Origin of the sequence: Halorubrum sp. Atlit-26R, from assembly GCF_003666015.1 — an archaeon.
In the GTDB taxonomy this organism is placed as follows: Archaea; Halobacteriota; Halobacteria; order Halobacteriales; family Haloferacaceae; genus Halorubrum.
The window spans coordinates 70,647-86,724 of the sequence record NZ_QPLT01000005.1; the positions used below are offsets into that span (position 1 = coordinate 70,647).

Below are 16,078 nucleotides of genomic sequence, written 5' to 3' on the forward strand. Positions count from 1 at the left end.
ATGCCGGCCGCATGAACGACCGTGTATGACCGCAGTCGGGATCGACGGAATCGAGATCTGGACCGGGAAGCTCAAACTCGACCTGCCGGGCACGTTCGCGCCGGAGAAGGGCGACGACCCCGAGAAGTACACGAAGGGGCTCGGGCTCAACAACTCCTCGTTCCCCGACGTGTACGAGGACATCGTCACGATGGGCGCGAACGCCGCCAAGGGGCTGATGGACCGGAAGGGGCTCGAACCCGAGGACGTCGGCCGGATCGACGTCGCCACCGAATCGGCGTTCGACCACTCGAAGCCCGTCTCGACGTACATCGCGGGCTGCCTCGAACAGGTGTACGACGGCGACTTCACCCACGCCAACAAGGGGGAGCGCAAGTTCGCCTGCCTCGCCGGCACGCAGGCGATAGACGACGCGTACAACTGGATCCGAGCGGGCCGCAACCGCGACCGTCCCGCGATCGTCATCACCACCGACACGGCGCTGTACGCCCGCGGCGACCCCGGTGAGGCGACACAGGGCGCCGGCGCCGTCGCGATGCTGATCGACGAGGACCCCGACATCGTCGAGCTGTCGACGGATCAGGGGTACGGCTCGAAAGACGAGACGGACTTCCTCAAGCCGAACCAGCAGTTCCCCAGCGTCGACGGGAAGCGGTCTGTTCAGGTGTACCTCTCCCGGATGCGCGAGGCCTTGGAGGACTACGAGTCCGTCACGGACGACATCGAGCTGGAGGACTTCGCGTACGCCCCGTTCCACACCCCGTTCCCGGGGATGGTCCGGAAGGCGGCCCTCCTCGCGTACCGGCACGTCATCCGCGACACGCCCCACGAGGACGCGCTCGCCGACGAGATCGGCCGCCAGCCCCGCGAGGACGAGTACGACGACCGCGAGGCGTACGAGGAGGCGATCCGCGGCTACATGGACGATCTGAAGACGACCGAGCAGTACCAGACGTGGTACGACACGGCCGTCGAGCCGACGCTCGGGCTCTCCCGCGAGGTCGGTAACTGGTACACCAGTTCCGTCCACATCGCCCGCGTGAGCGCCCTGCGCGACGCCCTGAAGCGCGACCGCGAGTTCGTCGGCGAGACGCTGCTCGTCGCCTCCTACGGCTCCGGCGCGCAGGCCGAGATCCACGCCGAGACGATCCGCGAGGGGTGGCGCGCGGAGATCGAGGGGCTCGACATCGACGCCCAGCTCGACGCCCGCTACGACCTCACGTGGGACGAGTACGAGGACGTCCACGACGTCCACGAGTACGACATGGACGTCGAACGCGAGATCGAGGAGTTCACCCAGCCCGACGGGGAGTTCGTCTTCACCGGCTGGGGCCGGATGAACGAGCGGAAGTACGAGTACGTCGAGTAGCGGCGCGGCCCCCGCGCTCGGCCTCGCTCCGATCCGCGAGTCGCCCGCAGCGGCCCGCAACCCCGTGAAAACGGCTCACACGGGCCGTGCGCGATACGATGGTTTTAAACGACGCTGGCGTGAATCGACACCCAATGGTAACCATCTACGACGTGCCGGCCGACGACCTCATCGAGGCCGTCGCGGCGCGGCTCGAGGACCGCATCGACGAGCCCGACTGGGTCGAGTTCGCCAAGACCGGCGCCGGGAAGGAGCTCCCGCCGGAGCAGGACGACTTCTGGTACGTCCGCTCCGCGAGTCTCCTGCGGAAGGTCGCCCAGAACGAGCCCATCGGCATCGAGCGGCTCGCGACCGAGTACGGCTCGAAGAAGCGCGGCTCGAACCGCTACGTCGTTCGCCCCGGCGAACACGAGGGCGGCTCCCGCAAGCTCATCCGCTCGGCGCTCCAGGCGCTCGAAGACGACGGGCTCGTCACGACCGCCTCCGGCGAGGGCCGCCGCCTCTCCGACGAGGGCGAGGCGTTCCTCTCGGAGGTCGCGACCGAGGTCTTTGAGGACCTCGACCGCCCGGAACTCGAACGCTACGCGTAGATCGCTGTTTTCTCGTTTTCGACCGTACGAATCCGTTAGCGGCGGCCCTGCCGGGCCGGTGCCGGGCCGGCCTCTGACTCCGTTCGCGACCACTGTCCCGCGTTAGACGGCCGCTCTCCGGAGGGTGTCGTATCTCGGACGTCTCGACCGCACTCGGACGATAAATCTTATATCGCTATATAAAATTGCGGTATCGCCGACTTTCGCCTCCGTCCCGGTCGTCGCCCCCTTGCCGACGTCGTCCCGACGCCCTCGCCGCCAGCCTCTTGCTCCCTCGGCGCCGAGTCCGGCCGTGACTCCGAGCGTGATTCACGCATGACCGATTCGCAGGCCGGTGCGGTCGAACGGATCCACGTCGCCTCGGGGACGGGCGGCGAGCCGGAGCCCCGAGAGGCCGTCGAAGCGGTCGCCGACCGGGGGCTTCGGGGCGACCGCTACTTCGACGGCGACGGGATCTACAACGAGCAGGCGGACTTGGAGCCGAGCGACGTGACGCTGATCGAGGCGGAGGCGCTCGCGGCCGCGGCCGAGGAGTTCGGCGTCGACTTGGAGGCCGGCGCCCACCGCCGCAACGTCACGACGCGCGGCGTCGCCCTCAACGATCTCGTCGGCGAGCGGTTCCAGGTTGGCGAGGCGGTGTTCGAGGGGCTCGGTCACTGCGAGCCCTGTGGCTACATGGCCGACCTCGCGGAGCAGGCGGACGCGGCGACCGCGCTCGACGGCCGCGGCGGGCTCGACGCCCGGATCGTCGAGTCGGGAACGATCGCGGTCGGGGACGACGTCGTCCGGTAGCGGCTTGACGGCGGCAGGAAAAACGGAGGCGGTGCGGCGTCGCGAACCGAGCTATCCGGTGTTCTTCATCCCGGCGGCGATACCGTTGACGGTGAGCCGCAGGGTGCGCTCCTCCTCGTCGGTGCGGTGGGTCCGACCGAGCAGGTTCGCTTGGAGCAGGTTCAGCGGGTCGACGTAGGGGTTCCGACGGTCGAGGCTCTCCTCGAGCCACTCGCGCCGGAGCAGCTGGTCGCGGCCGCTGATCTCCAACACCAGTTCGCGCCCGCGCTCGTACTCGCCGACCAGCTCGGGGAAGAAACGCTCGCGGAGGTCGTCGTCGGCTAAGTCGGCGTACTCGGCGGCGATCTCGGGTTCGGTCCGCGCGAGCGCCAGCGAGGCGTTGTCGAGCGTGGTCCGGAAGAACGGCCACTCGTCGAACATCTCGCGGAGGGTCTCTAACCCCTCCTCCTCGCCGACCTCGTCGAGGTAGGCGTCGATGCCGGAGGCGATCGCGTACCAGCCGGGGAGGATGAGCCGGGTCTGGGTCCACGAGAACACCCACGGGATCGCCCGCAGGTCCTCGACGCTGCGCTCGCCCGAGCGCGACGCGGGCCGCGAGCCGAGGTTGAGGTCCTCGACGACGCTTATCGGCGTCGCCTGCTCGAAGTAGGAGACGAACCCGTCCGTGTTCAGCAGGTCGCGGTACGTCTCGCGCGCCGCGGGCGCCATGACCTCCATCGCCTCGACCCAGCGGTCGGGCACGTCCTCGACCGGCTCCTCGTTCGCCTCCTTCCGGGCGCGGATCTGCGCGTCGAGCATCTGCTCGAGCTCGCGCTCGGCGATCCGGGGGTTGGCGTACTTCTCGGCGATCGCCTCGCCCTGCTCGGTGAACTTCACCTGCCCGGTGACGGTCTCGTTCGGCAGCGCGAGCAGCGCCTCGTTCATCGGACCGCCGCCGCGCGAGATGGAGCCGCCGCGGCCGTGGAACAGCCGGAGGGTGACGTCCTCCTCGCGGCAGAACCGCGCGATGCGGCGCTGGTTCTCGTAGAGGTCCCAGTTGGCCGCGAGGAACCCGTTTTCCTTGTTGGAGTCGGAGTAGCCGAGCATGACCTCCTGGACCTCGCCGCGCGCTTCGAGCGCGGTCGCGTACGCCTCGTTCTCGAAGAGGGTGCCGAGGATGCGCTCGGCGCCGTTGAGCGCGGACTCGGTTTCGAGGAGGGGGACCACGTCGACCGCGCAGTGGTCCGGCAGGGAGACGACGCCGACCTGATCGGACAGGAAGAGCACCTCCAGCACGTGGCTGGGCTCCTCCGTCATCGAGATACAGTAGGTGTCGATCGCCTGCTGGCCGTACTCCTCCTGCCACTCCGCGAACGACTCGAACCGTTCGAGGACGCGCTCGGTGGTCTCCGAGACGTCGCCGGGCTCGTCGATGTCGACGACCGGCTCCTCTTGAAGGATCGCCTCGGTGAGGAAGTCGACGCGCTCGTCCTCGTCCATCCCCTCGTAGTCGACGCCCTCGACCGCGACCGCCTCGGCGACGGCCTCGGTGTGGTTCTCGCGGTGGTCGCGTAAGTCGAGCGACGCCAGCGTGAGCCCGAACGTGTCGACCTGTCGGCGGAACGGCTCGACGAAGGACTCCAGCACCGACTCCTGGTCGTCCTCGCGCAGCGACTCGGCGATGACGTCGAGGTCGTCGAGGAACGCGTCGCCGTCGGGGTACTCGCCCGGCCGGACGTCGTTGACGCGGTCGAGGCGCTCGCGCATCAGCCGGAGCTTCTGGCGGTACGGCTCGTCGGGGTAGCGCTCGCGGGCCTCCTCGACGACCGTCGGGAACCGCTCGGCGTCGGCCGCGAGCGACCGCGCGAGCGCGTCGCCCGTCGCGTAGCGCTCGCCGTCCTGGCTCAACACCGCGGAGAGCCGCTTACAGCGGTCGCGGTACTTCTCGACGGCGACCTCGCGCTGGCGTTCGAGCGTCTCGTCGGTCACCTCGGGGGTGACGAACGGGTTGCCGTCGCGGTCGGAGCCGGCCCACGAGCGGAACTCGAAGAGCTTGGGGCAGTCGACGTCGTCGTACTCCTTCGAGATGGTCTCCTCGAACTCCTCGTAGGCGTCGCCGACGACGTCGAAGAGGGTGTTCTCGAGGTACCACTGGACGTTTCGCGCCTCGTCTTCCGGCTCGGGCGCCCGCTGGCGGACCTGTCGGGTGCCCCAGAGGCTGGTCACCTCGGCGCTGACGTCGCGCCAGACGGCCCGGCGCTCGCGGTCGGTGAGGTTGCGCTCGTCGAGCTCGCCCAGGTGGTTCGCGATGGAGCGGAGCTTGGACTTCACCGTCGAGCGCCGGGCCTCCGTGGGGTGGGCGGTGAACGTCGGCTCGATGAGCACGTCGGCGAGGAGCTCCTCCAACTCGTCGGCGTCGACGCCGGCCTCGGCGAACTCGGCGATCGTCGCGTCGAAGGAGTCGTGGAGGGCGGTCCCGTCGTCGGCGTTCCGGACCGCGCGGACGCGCTCGCGCTCCTCGGCGAGGTTGATCAGCTCGAAGTAGGTCGTGAACGCGCGGGCGACGACCTCCTCGCGGGTCGTCGAGAGGTCGTCGACCGCCTCGTGGAGGGCGTCGCGGTTCGCCGCGTCTCCCCGTCGGTAGTCGATCGCCGCGTTCCGCAGCGTCTCGACGGTCTCGTACGCTTCGGTCGAGGCCTGCGCGGCCAGAACGTCTCCCACCAGCGCGCCGAGTTCCCGAACGTCCGTCCGCACGTCCCGATTGTGCAACTTCATACCACACACACTGCGGTCGCGGTCGGTTAAAACCGCGGTCTGAACGAATGTTTGCCTCGGTTCCGAGTTAATTCATTCACGAACGTTCCTGTTCGTTCGCCGCCGTAGCGGCGTCTGCGGCGCCGGCGATCCTGGGAACGTCGTCGCTGACGCTCCTCGGAACGTCGGCGGCGACCCCGTTCGGATCGGCGGCGACGAACGGCGACGGCGTCGATTCTCGCCTCGGTGGAGGGTTCGTCACCCTTTTTACCGATCCAACCCCAGATGCGTGTATGAGTGCGTCCGACAAGTATCCGTCTGAGTCCGGACGGCGACGCTTCGTGAAGGGCGTCGTCGGCGGCGCGGCCCTCGCTGGGGTCGGCGCGATGGGGTCGGCGACCGTAAACACCCTGACGACCGCCGGCGGGGTCGGCGGCGGGTCGACGATCGCGAAGACGATCGCGCACACCGGCGGCCCGGCGCCCCGCGGGCTCCCGCAGATCCCGGTTCAGGTCACCGACGAGGGGTACATCGAGGGAATCTGGCCCGAGACGACCACCGTCACTCAGGAGGGACAGGAGATCGAGGTCGCCCAGCAGGATCTCGGTGGGGAGACCTACACCGGCGCGTGGTTCCAGTACTGCGGCGTCGAGTCTCAGGAGAACGTCCAGCCGAACTTCGAGTCGGACAACCTGTTCCGCGCCGCGAGCGGCCCGCCGTACGACTGGCAGTCGAACACCTACTCGGGCGGCGACCGGATCCACATCGACGACTTCGACGACTACACCGAGTGGGGCAACGGGATCGGCAGCGACGGCGTCGGCAAGCCGGCGTCGGTCACGTGGCGCTCCGAGGACGCCGAGACGAACCTCAACGCGGTCGTGATCCGCTCGCCCCAGATCGAGGAGGCGGCTCAGAACAACGAGTGGCTCCAGGCGTCGACCGATCAGGGGTTCATGGCGTACCTCAACGTCTGTACGCACTTCTGTTGTATCCCGGGCTACAAGGAGTTAGGGGAGTCCGCCCGCTACGACGCCGCCGACGGGACCTACTGCGTCTGCCACCAGTCGACGTACGACCCGTTCACCATCGAAGAGGCGCTGTTCATCGCCCGACCCCGCCCGGAAGCGTAACGTCGCGTCCGTCGCGGTTCCCCTTCTTCTCCTCTCTCCCGCTCCGCAGTCGACGGTCCCCGCCGCGCTTTTCACGCCGCTCGCCCGAGGGACTGACATGAGCGACGACGACCCCGCTTCCGACGCGCCCGCCGGTAAGGGCCGCTCCGAGACCGCTGACGGTTCGACTGATACCGACGACGACTCGACGGACGCCGCCGAGAGCGCGTCCGCCGGCGACGAGTTCGAGACGGAGCTCGCCCGCGCCCGCGACCTCCTCGACGCCGACGACATCGACGCGGTCCACGTCGGCGTCGTCCGCGACGGCGAGGTCGACACCACGTTCGCCCAGCGCACCGACGACGACGCCGACGGCGCCGGGCTCCGGGCGCTCGCGCTGCTCGCCGCGCACGTCAGGTTAGTCGCGGGTGAGGCCGGCGTCGAGCCCTCCACCGTCGCCGGCGACGCCGCGACGCTCGCGGGACAGGTGGAACAGATCCCGGCCAGCACCGACCAGATCCCCGACGAGTAGCGGCGCCGTCTCGTGCGGCCCGTTCCCGCGCGCGATTACCGCTCGGCGCCGTCGGACTGCGTCGCGCGGATCCGGCGGAGTTGGTGGGTCACGCCCGCGAGCGCGACGAGGAGAATCACGAGGTTGAAGGCGGCCAGCGCGACGGACTGGTAGGCCGGGTCGAACCACGTGCGGATCGCGTTGCCGGACTGGCTGTAGAAGCCCCAGCCGGCGACGACCGCGAGCAGCGACAGCGCGGCCAGTCCCACGCGGTCGAGCAGGCCGCGGAGGTCGTCGGTCGAGAGGCGGTCGAGGCCGGAGGGGTCACTCTTCCCGGTCTCCTCGTCTGCGTCGGTACGGTCGGCGTCCGTCTCCGTGTGGTAGGTCGCGTCGGTGTCGTCTGTCATTGGCTGTGGTGGGTCGCGGGCGTGATCGCTGTCGCGGGTCGATTCGTCATCCTGCGGGCCGTCGCGCGGCCGGTCGTCCGTCATCGTCGCCTCCGCGCGGTCAGGGCCGCGACGACGAGCGCGACGAGCGCGACGAGCGGGCCGAAGCCGGGCGTCGAGCCGTCGGTGGCGCCGTCGCCCCGCGGTGCGCCGTCGGCGCCGTCGCCGCCCTCGCCGCCGACGTCGTCGCGCTCGAAGTCCTCGACGGAGAACTCCACGTCGCGGACGGTCTCGTTGGCGGAGATCGTCTCCCGCGGGTTCAGGTTCGCGACGCCCTGCGTCTCGTCGACGAGCACGTCGTCGTCGAACAGCGCGGCGTCGACGTAGTAGTTGTAGCCGGCCGGCACCTCGACGGTCGCCGTCACGGTGTCGGTACGGCCGGGGCGGACGGTGCCGACCGTCTCCGTCGCGTCCGCGGCGATCACGTTCGACTCCGCCTGGCGGAGGTAGAGGCGGAGGTCGACGTCGTCGCTCGGCTCGTCGCCGCGGTTCGTCACCGAGACCGACGCCGACAGCGTCGCGGTCTCGTTGTCGGCCTCGACGACGCTCACGGCGACGGTCGGCCAGACGGACCCGTCGGTGAAGCCGACCTGCGTGTCCGCGTAGTCCGGCGTGAGCGCCGCGACGCCGGCGACGCGCGTGGTCTGTTGCTCGCGGCGCTGGCCGTCCGCGAAGACGACCGTCTCGATGCGGTAGCCGCCCTCGCGCTCGACGGTCACAGTGCCGTTGACGGTGCGCTCGCCGTCGAAGTCGACGTCGCCGACGTCGACGGTGGTCTCGTCGACGAGGAGGCCGGACTCGGCGCCGATCGCGCGGTGGCGGACGGTGACGTTCTCGACCGGCGAACCCCGGTGGCGGAGGTCGGTGCCGAGCCGGAGCTCGGCGGTCTCGCCGCGCACGTCGCCGGGCGCGACGGTCGCGCCGGCGACGCGGATGTCCCCGGGCGGTTCGTCCGTCGCTCGCGGGTCGCTGATGGCGCCGGGCGCGACGACGGCGCCGACCGCGCTCGCGACGAGGAGGGCGGCGGCCGCCGCCAGGAGGGCCGTACGGGTGTCCATACGCGACCCCTCACGACCGCGATATAAGTGCTTTGTCCGGGATTCGCTCCGAGGCGTCCGGAACCGGCCTCAGAGGACGCGATACCGGCTGTTCGACTCGGTGACCTCGCCGCGGCGCGCGAGGCGGGTCAGGATCTCGCGGGCCGCGTCGGCGGGAACCCCCTCCGCCGCGGCGCGCTCCACGACCGCCGCCTCGGTGGGGTCGTCGACGGCCTCCACGGCGTCCCGAACGACCTCGGTGCGACTCCGGGAACTCCCCCCACCGCTCTCCGCGCGCTGGCCGGCCTCGTCGACGGCGTCGGCGTCGAGCCCGGACGCTTCGAGGTACTCGCGGTCGTCGATGCCGGCGTCCTCGACGACGGCTTCGAGCTCCGAGACGTGGTCGACCTCCGCGAACGCGGCGCTGTCGCCGCGCTTCTTCGCGAGCAGCGCCGACCGCGCCTCCCGCGCCGCCGCGCGGTCCTCGGACTCGAAGAAGCGCTTGAGCTTCGCGGTGCGGTGGGTCTTGCCGCACCGCGAGCACTTCGCCGTCTCGCTCGTCTCCGGGTCCGTGACAAGCCACATGTTGGCGCACTCGTTGCAGCCGACGACCGCGTACATGTCCCCGGATTCGACGGCCCCGAATTTGAACCCTCGGCTGTACGTTGTACTCGCTGTGACGGTGGCCAACATCGAAGCCCCAGCCGCTCGGCCGTACGACGATACTGCTTATAAGTAGCTAAGCGACCCGAACACCATCGAAGCCCCAGCCGCGAGGCGGTCAGACGCTCGCTGTGCGCTTCAGTCGCTCACTGCGTTCGCTCCTTCCAGTGCTTGCGTCGCCTCTGACCGCCTCGCGACTGCCCCTTCGAGTCCCGCCCGCCCGCACAGCCCCGCACCTCTCACCTCCCCAGCCTCGGCGGACGGCCCGGCGCAGGCGGAGCCGCGCCGGGCCGCCGCCTCCCTCGCGGGCACCTCGCGGCCGCCGAGGGCGGCCGCTCGGCGGCGCGCCGCCAATATCTCATATAAATAGCCGCGCTCAATCGGGGTCCTCGATCGCTCGGGCGGCTGCCAGCACCTCGTCGTGGAGGGTGCCGTTCGAGGCGACCAAGCCCTTCGAGTCGTGGCGCCAGCGGTCTCCTTCTAAGTCCGTCACGCGCCCCCCGGCCTGTCGGATCACGAAGACCCCCGCAACCGTGTCCCAGGGGTTCGCCGCGACGTTCGTGATCGTTCCCTCCAGCCCGCCGGCCGCGACCGTCGGGAGCACCACCTGCGCGGCGCCGAACCGACGCATGTCGCCGAAGCGCGTCACGATCGCCTCGCAGGCGCGGGCGTACTCGTCCCGGGCGTCGTACGCCCACCAGATCGTCGGGTCGACGGCGGCGGCGCGGGGCTCGGCCACGTCGCTCACTGCGATCGGCTCGCCGTTGCGGTACGCGCCCGTGGCGTCGGCGGTGTAGGTATCTCCGAGGGCGGGCGCGACGATCGCCGCCGCGACGGGCTCGCCGTCGACGACGGCCGCGACCGCGGTCGCCCACACGCGCACGTCGCGGACGTAGTTGTTCGTCCCGTCGATGGGGTCGATCACCCACGCGGGGCCCGCGTCCGGCACGGTCTTGCGCTCGTCCTCCTCCTCGCCGACGACCGCGTCGTCGGGGTACGACTCGCGGATCGACTCGATGACGGTGCGCTGGGCGGCGCGGTCGGCCTCGGTCACCACGTCGTCTTCGCCCTTCGTTTCCACCGCGATGTCGCTCCGGAAGTGCTCGTGCGCGACCGCAGCGCCCGCCTCCGCGGCGCGCTTCGCGACCGCGGCGCGCTCGGCGACGTCGTCGGCGCGGTCCGCGACGGGGGGCACGGCCTCGTCGCCGCGCTCGTCTGCGTCGGTCATGGCGCCAGTCGCCGCTCCGGCGGCGTATAAACGTCGGTTCGGCGCGAACGACACTGCGGAATTAACTCAGTTCCGAATCCGAGTACCTTTAAGTGGATCGGCCTCGGTGGATCGCGTATGGAACCAGAGGAAGCGGTCCGTCAGCTGGAGTACACCATCGACGCCTCGCTCGACGAGATCGGTCAGCGCGCCGCCGCCGGCTACCGGCCCACCTTCGAGCGCGTGGCCGAGCGCGCGGACGGGAGCGCGGTGTACGACCTCGCGGGCGAGCTCTCTCAGGAGGTCGTCGCCGGCTCCTGCCCGTCGCCGGCGGAGGCGAACGCGGTCGCCGAGCGCGTGCTCGACGACTGGGCGTACACAGACGGCGGAGAGTAGACCGCCGCCGAGCCCGCACCGCTTCTACTTCACACGCTCCGCGAGCCGCGGCTCGAACCGACCGTCGCTGACCCTTCACGGATCGATTCGCTCGCAGACCGCTCACAGCTCGATCCGCTCTCCGATTTTGGGCGCGCTCGCCGCGAACCCGTCCGCGCGCAGGTCCTCGGCGAACGCCTCGCAGCGGTCGCCGTGGTTCACCAGCACGCGCGCGTCTCGATACGACGCCAGGAACGACTCCAACCCCTCTCGGTCGGCGTGCGCGGAGAAGTCGTACGACTCCACCCGCGCGCTCACGGGCTGAACCCGGCCGTTGAGTTCCAGCTGCCCGCGCTCTTGGAGCTCGCGCCCCGGCGTCCCCTCCACCTGATACCCCGTGAGCGTCACGAGGTTCGTCGGGTTCGTCCGGATCTCGGGGAGGTAGGTGTGGACCGGCCCACCGGCGAGCATCCCCGAGGTGGTGACGACGAGCGCGTTATCGGCCGCGATCCGCTCCCGCTGTCCGTCGCGGCCCGTGACGACGCGGGCCCGACCAACCGCCTCGCCGAACGCGTCCGCGTCGCGGAGGAACGACGGGTACCGCCGGAGCATCTCGGTCACCTCGACGCCCATCCCGTCGACGTACGGCGTGAGGCCGTGTGCGGCCGCGACCATCAGAAGCTCCTGCGTCCGCCCGATGGCGAACGCGGGCGCGACGACGGTGCCGCCCTCCCATATCGTCCGCTCGACGCCCTCGGCCCACGCTGACTCCACCGCGGCGCGGTCCTCGTGGGTCACGTCCGCGTAGGTGGACTCGCAGACCACGACGTCGGCGTCGGGGCGCGCGGTCGTCCCGGCGACCAGCCGCTGGTCGTCCGTGTGGAAGTCGCCGGTGTACAGCAGCCGGGTCTCCCCGTCGTCGACGAGGACGTGCGCGGAGCCCGGGATGTGGCCCGCCGGGAACAGCGTCACCTCGTACCCGCCCTCATCGATTCCCCCCGCGACCGGAAACGGCTCCTCGTAGCCGTGCCGCCGCTCGGCCTCGCCCAAGCGCGCGACGTGTTCGGCGCCGAACGGACACAGCGGGCTGTTGCCGTGGAGCTTCAGGGTGTCCTCGGCGAGCGTGCGCGCGAGTTCGCCCGTCGGCGGCGTCCAGTGGACCGGCGGCCGCCGGTCGCCCTTCAGCAGCGCGGGGACCGCGCCGACGTGGTCGAGGTGGCCGTGCGAGACGACGACCGCCTCCGGCTCGGGGTCGCGCACGGGATACCGCGGCGGGTCCGCGGTCATGAGCCCGTAGTCCAGCAGCAGCGCGTCGTCGACGAGGAGGGCGCTCCGGCCGACCTCGCGGGCGCCGCCGAGGAACTCCAACTCCATCGGCGAACCGTAGCCGCCCGCGGCGTTAGTGTCCGTCGGTCGTGTCGCCGGCAGCAGCCCGGATCGCCTCGACCACGGGCGCCGGCCCGACGACCCAGACCCACGCGGCGAGCATGAGCGCCCCCGGGAGTTCGGGCAGCGCGAGCCCGGTCACGGGCCACCACCCGGCGACGAACGTCGCCCAGACGGCGACGTGGACCGGGGCGAACGCGAGCGCGACGCGCCCGGTCGCCGCTCCGCGCCTGACCCAACCGTCGACGGCGAACACCAGCGTGACCAGTCCGTAGAACCCGATCGCGGCCGGCCCGTGGAGCGGCTCGGTGAGGTCGAAGAGGCCGACGCCGGCCATCGCGACCATCGCCAGCGCGAGGAGGAGCGCCCGGAGCGGGCGCCCGGCCCGTCCGAGGCCCGCCGCGTAGCAGACCCCGGCCGCCCCGCCGGCGATCAGCCCCCAGTTGAACGCGGGGGCGCTCCCGTCGCGGACGCCTAAGTCGGAGAGCGCGTCGGTCGCCCACGAGAAGGTCGGATCGAGCAGAATGGCGAGCGCGATGCCGCCGAGCGCCGAGAGGGTCGCGACGGCGCCGAAAGCGGCCACGAAACGCTCGAATTCGGGAGAATCAGCGTCCGCGTCGGTGTCGCCCTGATCGCCGGCAGAGGAGGGCTCGGGAGCCGCCATCGGCCGCGGTCAGTCGATGCGCTCGGCGGCGTCGCGCTGGACCAGCGGGTCGGCGTTCTCGACCGGGAGGGAGACCACGTCCTCGCTGGCGAGCTCGTACTCCCGCTCGTCGACGCCGAAGATGGCCCCGACGTCGCGGGTGATCCGGACCGTGGCCCGCTCGGTTCCCTGATCCGATTCCGGACCGGCGCCCGGCTCGTCGCCCGCCGTCGCTTCGGGGACCGGTCCGCCGTCAGTCGTCGCTCCGGGGTCGACCGCGTCGTCCGATTCGCCCGCGGAGTGGTCGGTGGCAACGCCGTCGGGCTCGTCGCTCGCGCCGTCGCCCGCGTCGACGCCGACCGCTCCCGGCGGCGCCGGCTCGGGCGGCACCGGCGTCGGCTCGTCGTCGCCGTCGGTCGCGGCGCCGTCGGCCGGCTCCGTATCGGGGGAAGCGACCTCGCCGTCGGCCGCGGCGCCCTCGGTCGGTTCGGGTGGCGCGTTCGGCGGCGATTCCGCCTCGCCGCCGCCCATCGCCCCGGCGAGCGCGTCCGAGGCGGCGGGGCCGTCGCCTGCGTCCGCCTCCTCGGAACTCGGACCCGTCGGATCCGTCTCCGCCGGCTCAGCGCCCGTCTGGGACGCATCGGTTTCGGACGTCGGACCGCTCGGCGCGGGGTCGCGCGACTCCGCGGCGTCGGGTGCGGCCGCGGTCTCGTCGGCGGTCTGGGACTCGTCCGGAATCGGCGACTCGCCCGCGAGCACGTCGAGGACCTCCGACTTGTTCGCGGTGATGCGCTCGACGAGGTCGTCGAACAGCCGGCGCTCCTCGGTCGTCATCCCCTCCTCGTCGACCGACATGTCGGCCGCGGCGAAGGAGGCGAGCTTGACGACCTTCCCGACCCGGCGCTCGTAGAGCGCCTCGGCGACCTCCTCGGCGGTCTCGACCTCGTCGGAGAGCCGGCGCACGTCGTCGTCCGCGAACGGGTTCTCGACCTGCTCGGCGCGGCGGTCGCGCGCGGCGCGGAGGTCCGCGACGTACGCGCCCACGTCGTCGTAAAACGAGTCCCGCAGGTGCTGGAGGCTGTCCTTGCGGCGCTCCTTCGCCTGCGCGGACCGGAGTTCGTCGAGGTTCATCTGTGGTCGGTCATCGTTCGGGGGCTTTCCGCGCCTCGCCGCGGGCCATCAGGAAGGCTCCCGCGAACTCGGGCACGGTGTTTCTACCGGATTCAACTCTGACGCGCTCGCCGTTTAATTCTACCGTCCGATCCGCGTCCGTCTCGATCCGGATCTCGCGGCCGACGAACCGCTCCGGGACGGCGTCCCGGAGGGGGTCGAAGTCGGCGAGCTCATCACGGTCGAGCGGCGTGACGACCAGGGCGGAGCCGCCGTGGAGCGTCCCCGGCAGCCGGATGAGCCGCCGCGTGTCGGTGGTCACCGGCTCGTCGATCGGGGCGGCGTCCTCCGCGGCGACGCGCGACGCGAGCGCCTCCACGAGCCGTCGCACGCCCGGCCCGCCGGCCTCCACGTTGCCCTCGCGGACCGCGGTCGGGTTCCGGTCGAACGCGCCGAGGATCGTCTCCGCGCGTCCCTCGCCGATGCCGTCGAGCTCCGTCAGGCGCTCGCGGGCGGCCTCGTCGTCCATCTCGCGGAGGTCGTCGGCGTAGTCGATCAGGGCCTCGTGGACGCGCGCGCCCCACCCGCCCTCGGTGCGGAGGACGCGCTTCGTCGTCCCGCGGTCGGAGACGGTCCGGATCAGGCCGTCGGTGTCGAGGTCGATGGCGCGCACGTAGTCGACGATCTCGCGGCGCGCCTCGCTGTCGAGCTCCCGGACGCTCTCGTCGCGGACGTGGACGTGGTAGCCGCGGCCGCCCGAGAAGACGACCGTCACGTCCTCGAACGCGAAGTCGTCGTCGACGAAGTCTAACAGCCGCAGGAGGGCCTCCTTACACGCCGCCAGCATCTCCGGGTACGAGGTGGTCTCCGGGTCGACGCCGGGGAGGTGGTCGGCGTCGAGGTCGAAGACGAGGTCGGCGTTCCGCCACCCCTTCTGGCCCATCGTCGCCGCGCCGGGGTTGTCGTAGCGCGCGGCCGAGAAGTAGGCGTGGCGGGGGGCGTTGTCCGCGAAGAACGTGTCGACGTCGCCGAGGTCGAACAGCGACTGGTGGCGGACCATCGTCGTCCCCGACCCGGGCGTCCACGGGATGTGGCCCCACTCGCGGAGGTTCGCGTCGGGCGGGAGCGACAGCGACACCGACCGGTAGTAGTCGCCGAACCGCCCCCGGAGGTACTCGCGGGTCCGCTCGTCCATGTCTCCTCTCGTACCCGCGGTCGACGTATCAACGTTACCGTTCGCCCGCGACCGCGACGGCAACTATTTATAAACAGATCAGGCGGTCGGCGCGTGCCTGCGAGCGGCCGGAGCGAAGCGGAGGCCGCGAGGAGCACGCGCGAGGGAGTCGGTCGGCGGAGCGAAGCGACGCCGACCGACGAGGCTGGGGAGGCGTGAGGTGCGGAGCGGTGTGGGGTGGGACTCAAAGGGGCAGCCGCGAGGCGGGCGCAGGCGACGTAAGCACCGCAACGAGGGAGCGGTAGCGACCGAGTGAGGAGCGCAGCGAGCGTGCGCCCGCCTCGCGGCTGGGGCTTTGGCGGTGTTCGCCGTAGATCTACCGTCAGTCATTTATAAATAAACGGCTGGGGCTTTGGCGGCGTTCGCCGCCGATCTGCGATCAGCTACTTATAATAGAGCGGCTGGGTCTTTGGCCGCGTTCGCCGCCGATCCGCGTTTTCCACTCGCAACCGAACGGGCGAGGCCTCGGACGTACCCAAGCAGTCGTCGTCACGTCTCGGCCACAACACTATCCGGGGCCGCGCCGTATCCGTCTCGTATGCGCTCCGAAGAGGAGGTCAGAGAGCAGTACGAGTTCCTCAGAGAGCAGTTAGACGACGAGGAGATGAAACACCGCGGCGTCGAAGAGTTGTTCACGCACTACAAGCGCGCGCTCGGGTGGGTGTTAGAAGAGGAACACATGTAAGCGACGTACGACACGTTTATCACTCTCTACGATGTACGATGAAGTGACGCTTCGTCTGGAGGGCCGAAGCGTCAGCGGGGACCAATCGGCAGGCCCGACGCGGCTTTTTTCCGCGTCGGGCGTGCCTTCTTCCGACACTCGACCGCGTAGCCCCGGCTCAGATTCTCTCGCGGCAGAGCGAACAG

Annotated in this window: 16 protein-coding genes; 7 read left to right on the forward strand and 9 right to left on the reverse strand. The window is 70.7% G+C overall.

Translation table 11 applies throughout. From position 1 onward, the window contains the following. The first annotated feature begins 25 nt into the window (after positions 1-25). From hmgB to DVK07_RS07300, 3 genes are all read left to right on the forward strand, one after another. Positions 26-1,369 carry a hydroxymethylglutaryl-CoA synthase gene (gene hmgB, locus DVK07_RS07290; RefSeq protein ID WP_121596435.1) on the forward strand — a complete coding sequence of 448 codons (1,344 nt, stop codon included), beginning with the start codon at positions 26-28 and terminating at the stop codon, positions 1,367-1,369. A 134-nt stretch (positions 1,370-1,503) separates the two neighbouring features. After that, on the forward strand, positions 1,504-1,959 hold the full coding sequence (locus DVK07_RS07295; RefSeq protein WP_121596436.1) for a 30S ribosomal protein S19e: 456 nt from the start codon (positions 1,504-1,506) through the stop codon (positions 1,957-1,959). 315 nt (positions 1,960-2,274) lie between these two features. Beyond that, entirely contained in the window at positions 2,275-2,751 is a 477-nt protein-coding gene (locus tag DVK07_RS07300; protein ID WP_121596437.1) for an MOSC domain-containing protein, read from the forward strand. Positions 2,752-2,802: 51 nt separating this feature from the next. Here DVK07_RS07300 and ppc read toward each other — a convergent pair whose 3' ends face one another. Then, positions 2,803-5,505, reverse strand: a complete 2,703-nt coding sequence (ppc, locus tag DVK07_RS07305; protein WP_121596438.1) for a phosphoenolpyruvate carboxylase — start codon at positions 5,503-5,505, stop codon at positions 2,803-2,805. Between the two features lie 272 nt (positions 5,506-5,777). Between ppc and DVK07_RS07310 the strand changes: the two genes are divergently transcribed. Both DVK07_RS07310 and DVK07_RS07315 read left to right on the forward strand, forming a co-directional pair. Next, positions 5,778-6,617: a ubiquinol-cytochrome c reductase iron-sulfur subunit gene (locus tag DVK07_RS07310; protein WP_121596439.1), complete on the forward strand. Its 840-nt coding sequence runs from the start codon at positions 5,778-5,780 to the stop codon at positions 6,615-6,617. Positions 6,618-6,714: 97 nt separating this feature from the next. Further along, the gene (locus tag DVK07_RS07315; protein ID WP_121596440.1) at positions 6,715-7,128 is read left to right on the forward strand and encodes a hypothetical protein; all 414 of its coding nucleotides are present in this window, start codon (positions 6,715-6,717) and stop codon (positions 7,126-7,128) included. A 35-nt stretch (positions 7,129-7,163) separates the two neighbouring features. Here DVK07_RS07315 and DVK07_RS07320 read toward each other — a convergent pair whose 3' ends face one another. The 4 genes from DVK07_RS07320 to DVK07_RS07335 form a co-directional block, all read right to left on the reverse strand. After that, entirely contained in the window at positions 7,164-7,598 is a 435-nt protein-coding gene (locus DVK07_RS07320) for a hypothetical protein (RefSeq protein WP_121596441.1), read from the reverse strand. Beyond that, a complete protein-coding gene (locus tag DVK07_RS07325; RefSeq protein WP_121596442.1) occupies positions 7,595-8,611 on the reverse strand; it encodes a PGF-CTERM sorting domain-containing protein in 1,017 nt (338 codons plus the stop codon). Before DVK07_RS07325 ends, DVK07_RS07320 begins: the two co-directional genes overlap by 4 nt. Positions 8,612-8,680: 69 nt before the next feature. Beyond that, positions 8,681-9,211, reverse strand: a complete 531-nt coding sequence (locus DVK07_RS07330) for a DUF5817 domain-containing protein (protein ID WP_121596443.1) — start codon at positions 9,209-9,211, stop codon at positions 8,681-8,683. 418 nt (positions 9,212-9,629) lie between these two features. Further along, entirely contained in the window at positions 9,630-10,481 is an 852-nt protein-coding gene (locus tag DVK07_RS07335) for an inositol monophosphatase (RefSeq protein ID WP_121596444.1), read from the reverse strand. Positions 10,482-10,598: 117 nt separating this feature from the next. Between DVK07_RS07335 and DVK07_RS07340 the strand changes: the two genes are divergently transcribed. Further along, on the forward strand, positions 10,599-10,856 hold the full coding sequence (locus tag DVK07_RS07340; protein WP_121596445.1) for a hypothetical protein: 258 nt from the start codon (positions 10,599-10,601) through the stop codon (positions 10,854-10,856). A 102-nt stretch (positions 10,857-10,958) separates the two neighbouring features. Here DVK07_RS07340 and DVK07_RS07345 read toward each other — a convergent pair whose 3' ends face one another. Genes DVK07_RS07345 through priS form a run of 4 tightly spaced genes read right to left on the reverse strand, consistent with a single transcriptional unit; the run spans position 10,959 to position 15,169 of the window. Next, complete coding sequence (locus tag DVK07_RS07345) at positions 10,959-12,209, reverse strand: MBL fold metallo-hydrolase (protein WP_121596446.1); 1,251 nt, start codon at positions 12,207-12,209, stop codon at positions 10,959-10,961. 25 nt (positions 12,210-12,234) lie between these two features. Continuing rightward, positions 12,235-12,885, reverse strand: coding sequence for a DUF998 domain-containing protein (locus tag DVK07_RS07350; protein ID WP_121596447.1), 651 nt, complete (start codon positions 12,883-12,885; stop codon positions 12,235-12,237). A 9-nt stretch (positions 12,886-12,894) separates the two neighbouring features. Next, positions 12,895-13,995: a DNA replication complex GINS family protein gene (locus DVK07_RS07355; RefSeq protein WP_121596448.1), complete on the reverse strand. Its 1,101-nt coding sequence runs from the start codon at positions 13,993-13,995 to the stop codon at positions 12,895-12,897. Positions 13,996-14,005: 10 nt separating this feature from the next. Next, positions 14,006-15,169, reverse strand: coding sequence for a DNA primase small subunit PriS (gene priS, locus DVK07_RS07360; protein WP_121596449.1), 1,164 nt, complete (start codon positions 15,167-15,169; stop codon positions 14,006-14,008). 577 nt (positions 15,170-15,746) lie between these two features. On the opposite strand from priS, the gene DVK07_RS23240 reads away from it, so the two are divergent. Continuing rightward, positions 15,747-15,893: a hypothetical protein gene (locus tag DVK07_RS23240; RefSeq protein ID WP_199719433.1), complete on the forward strand. Its 147-nt coding sequence runs from the start codon at positions 15,747-15,749 to the stop codon at positions 15,891-15,893. The last annotated feature ends 185 nt before the right edge of the window (positions 15,894-16,078 follow it).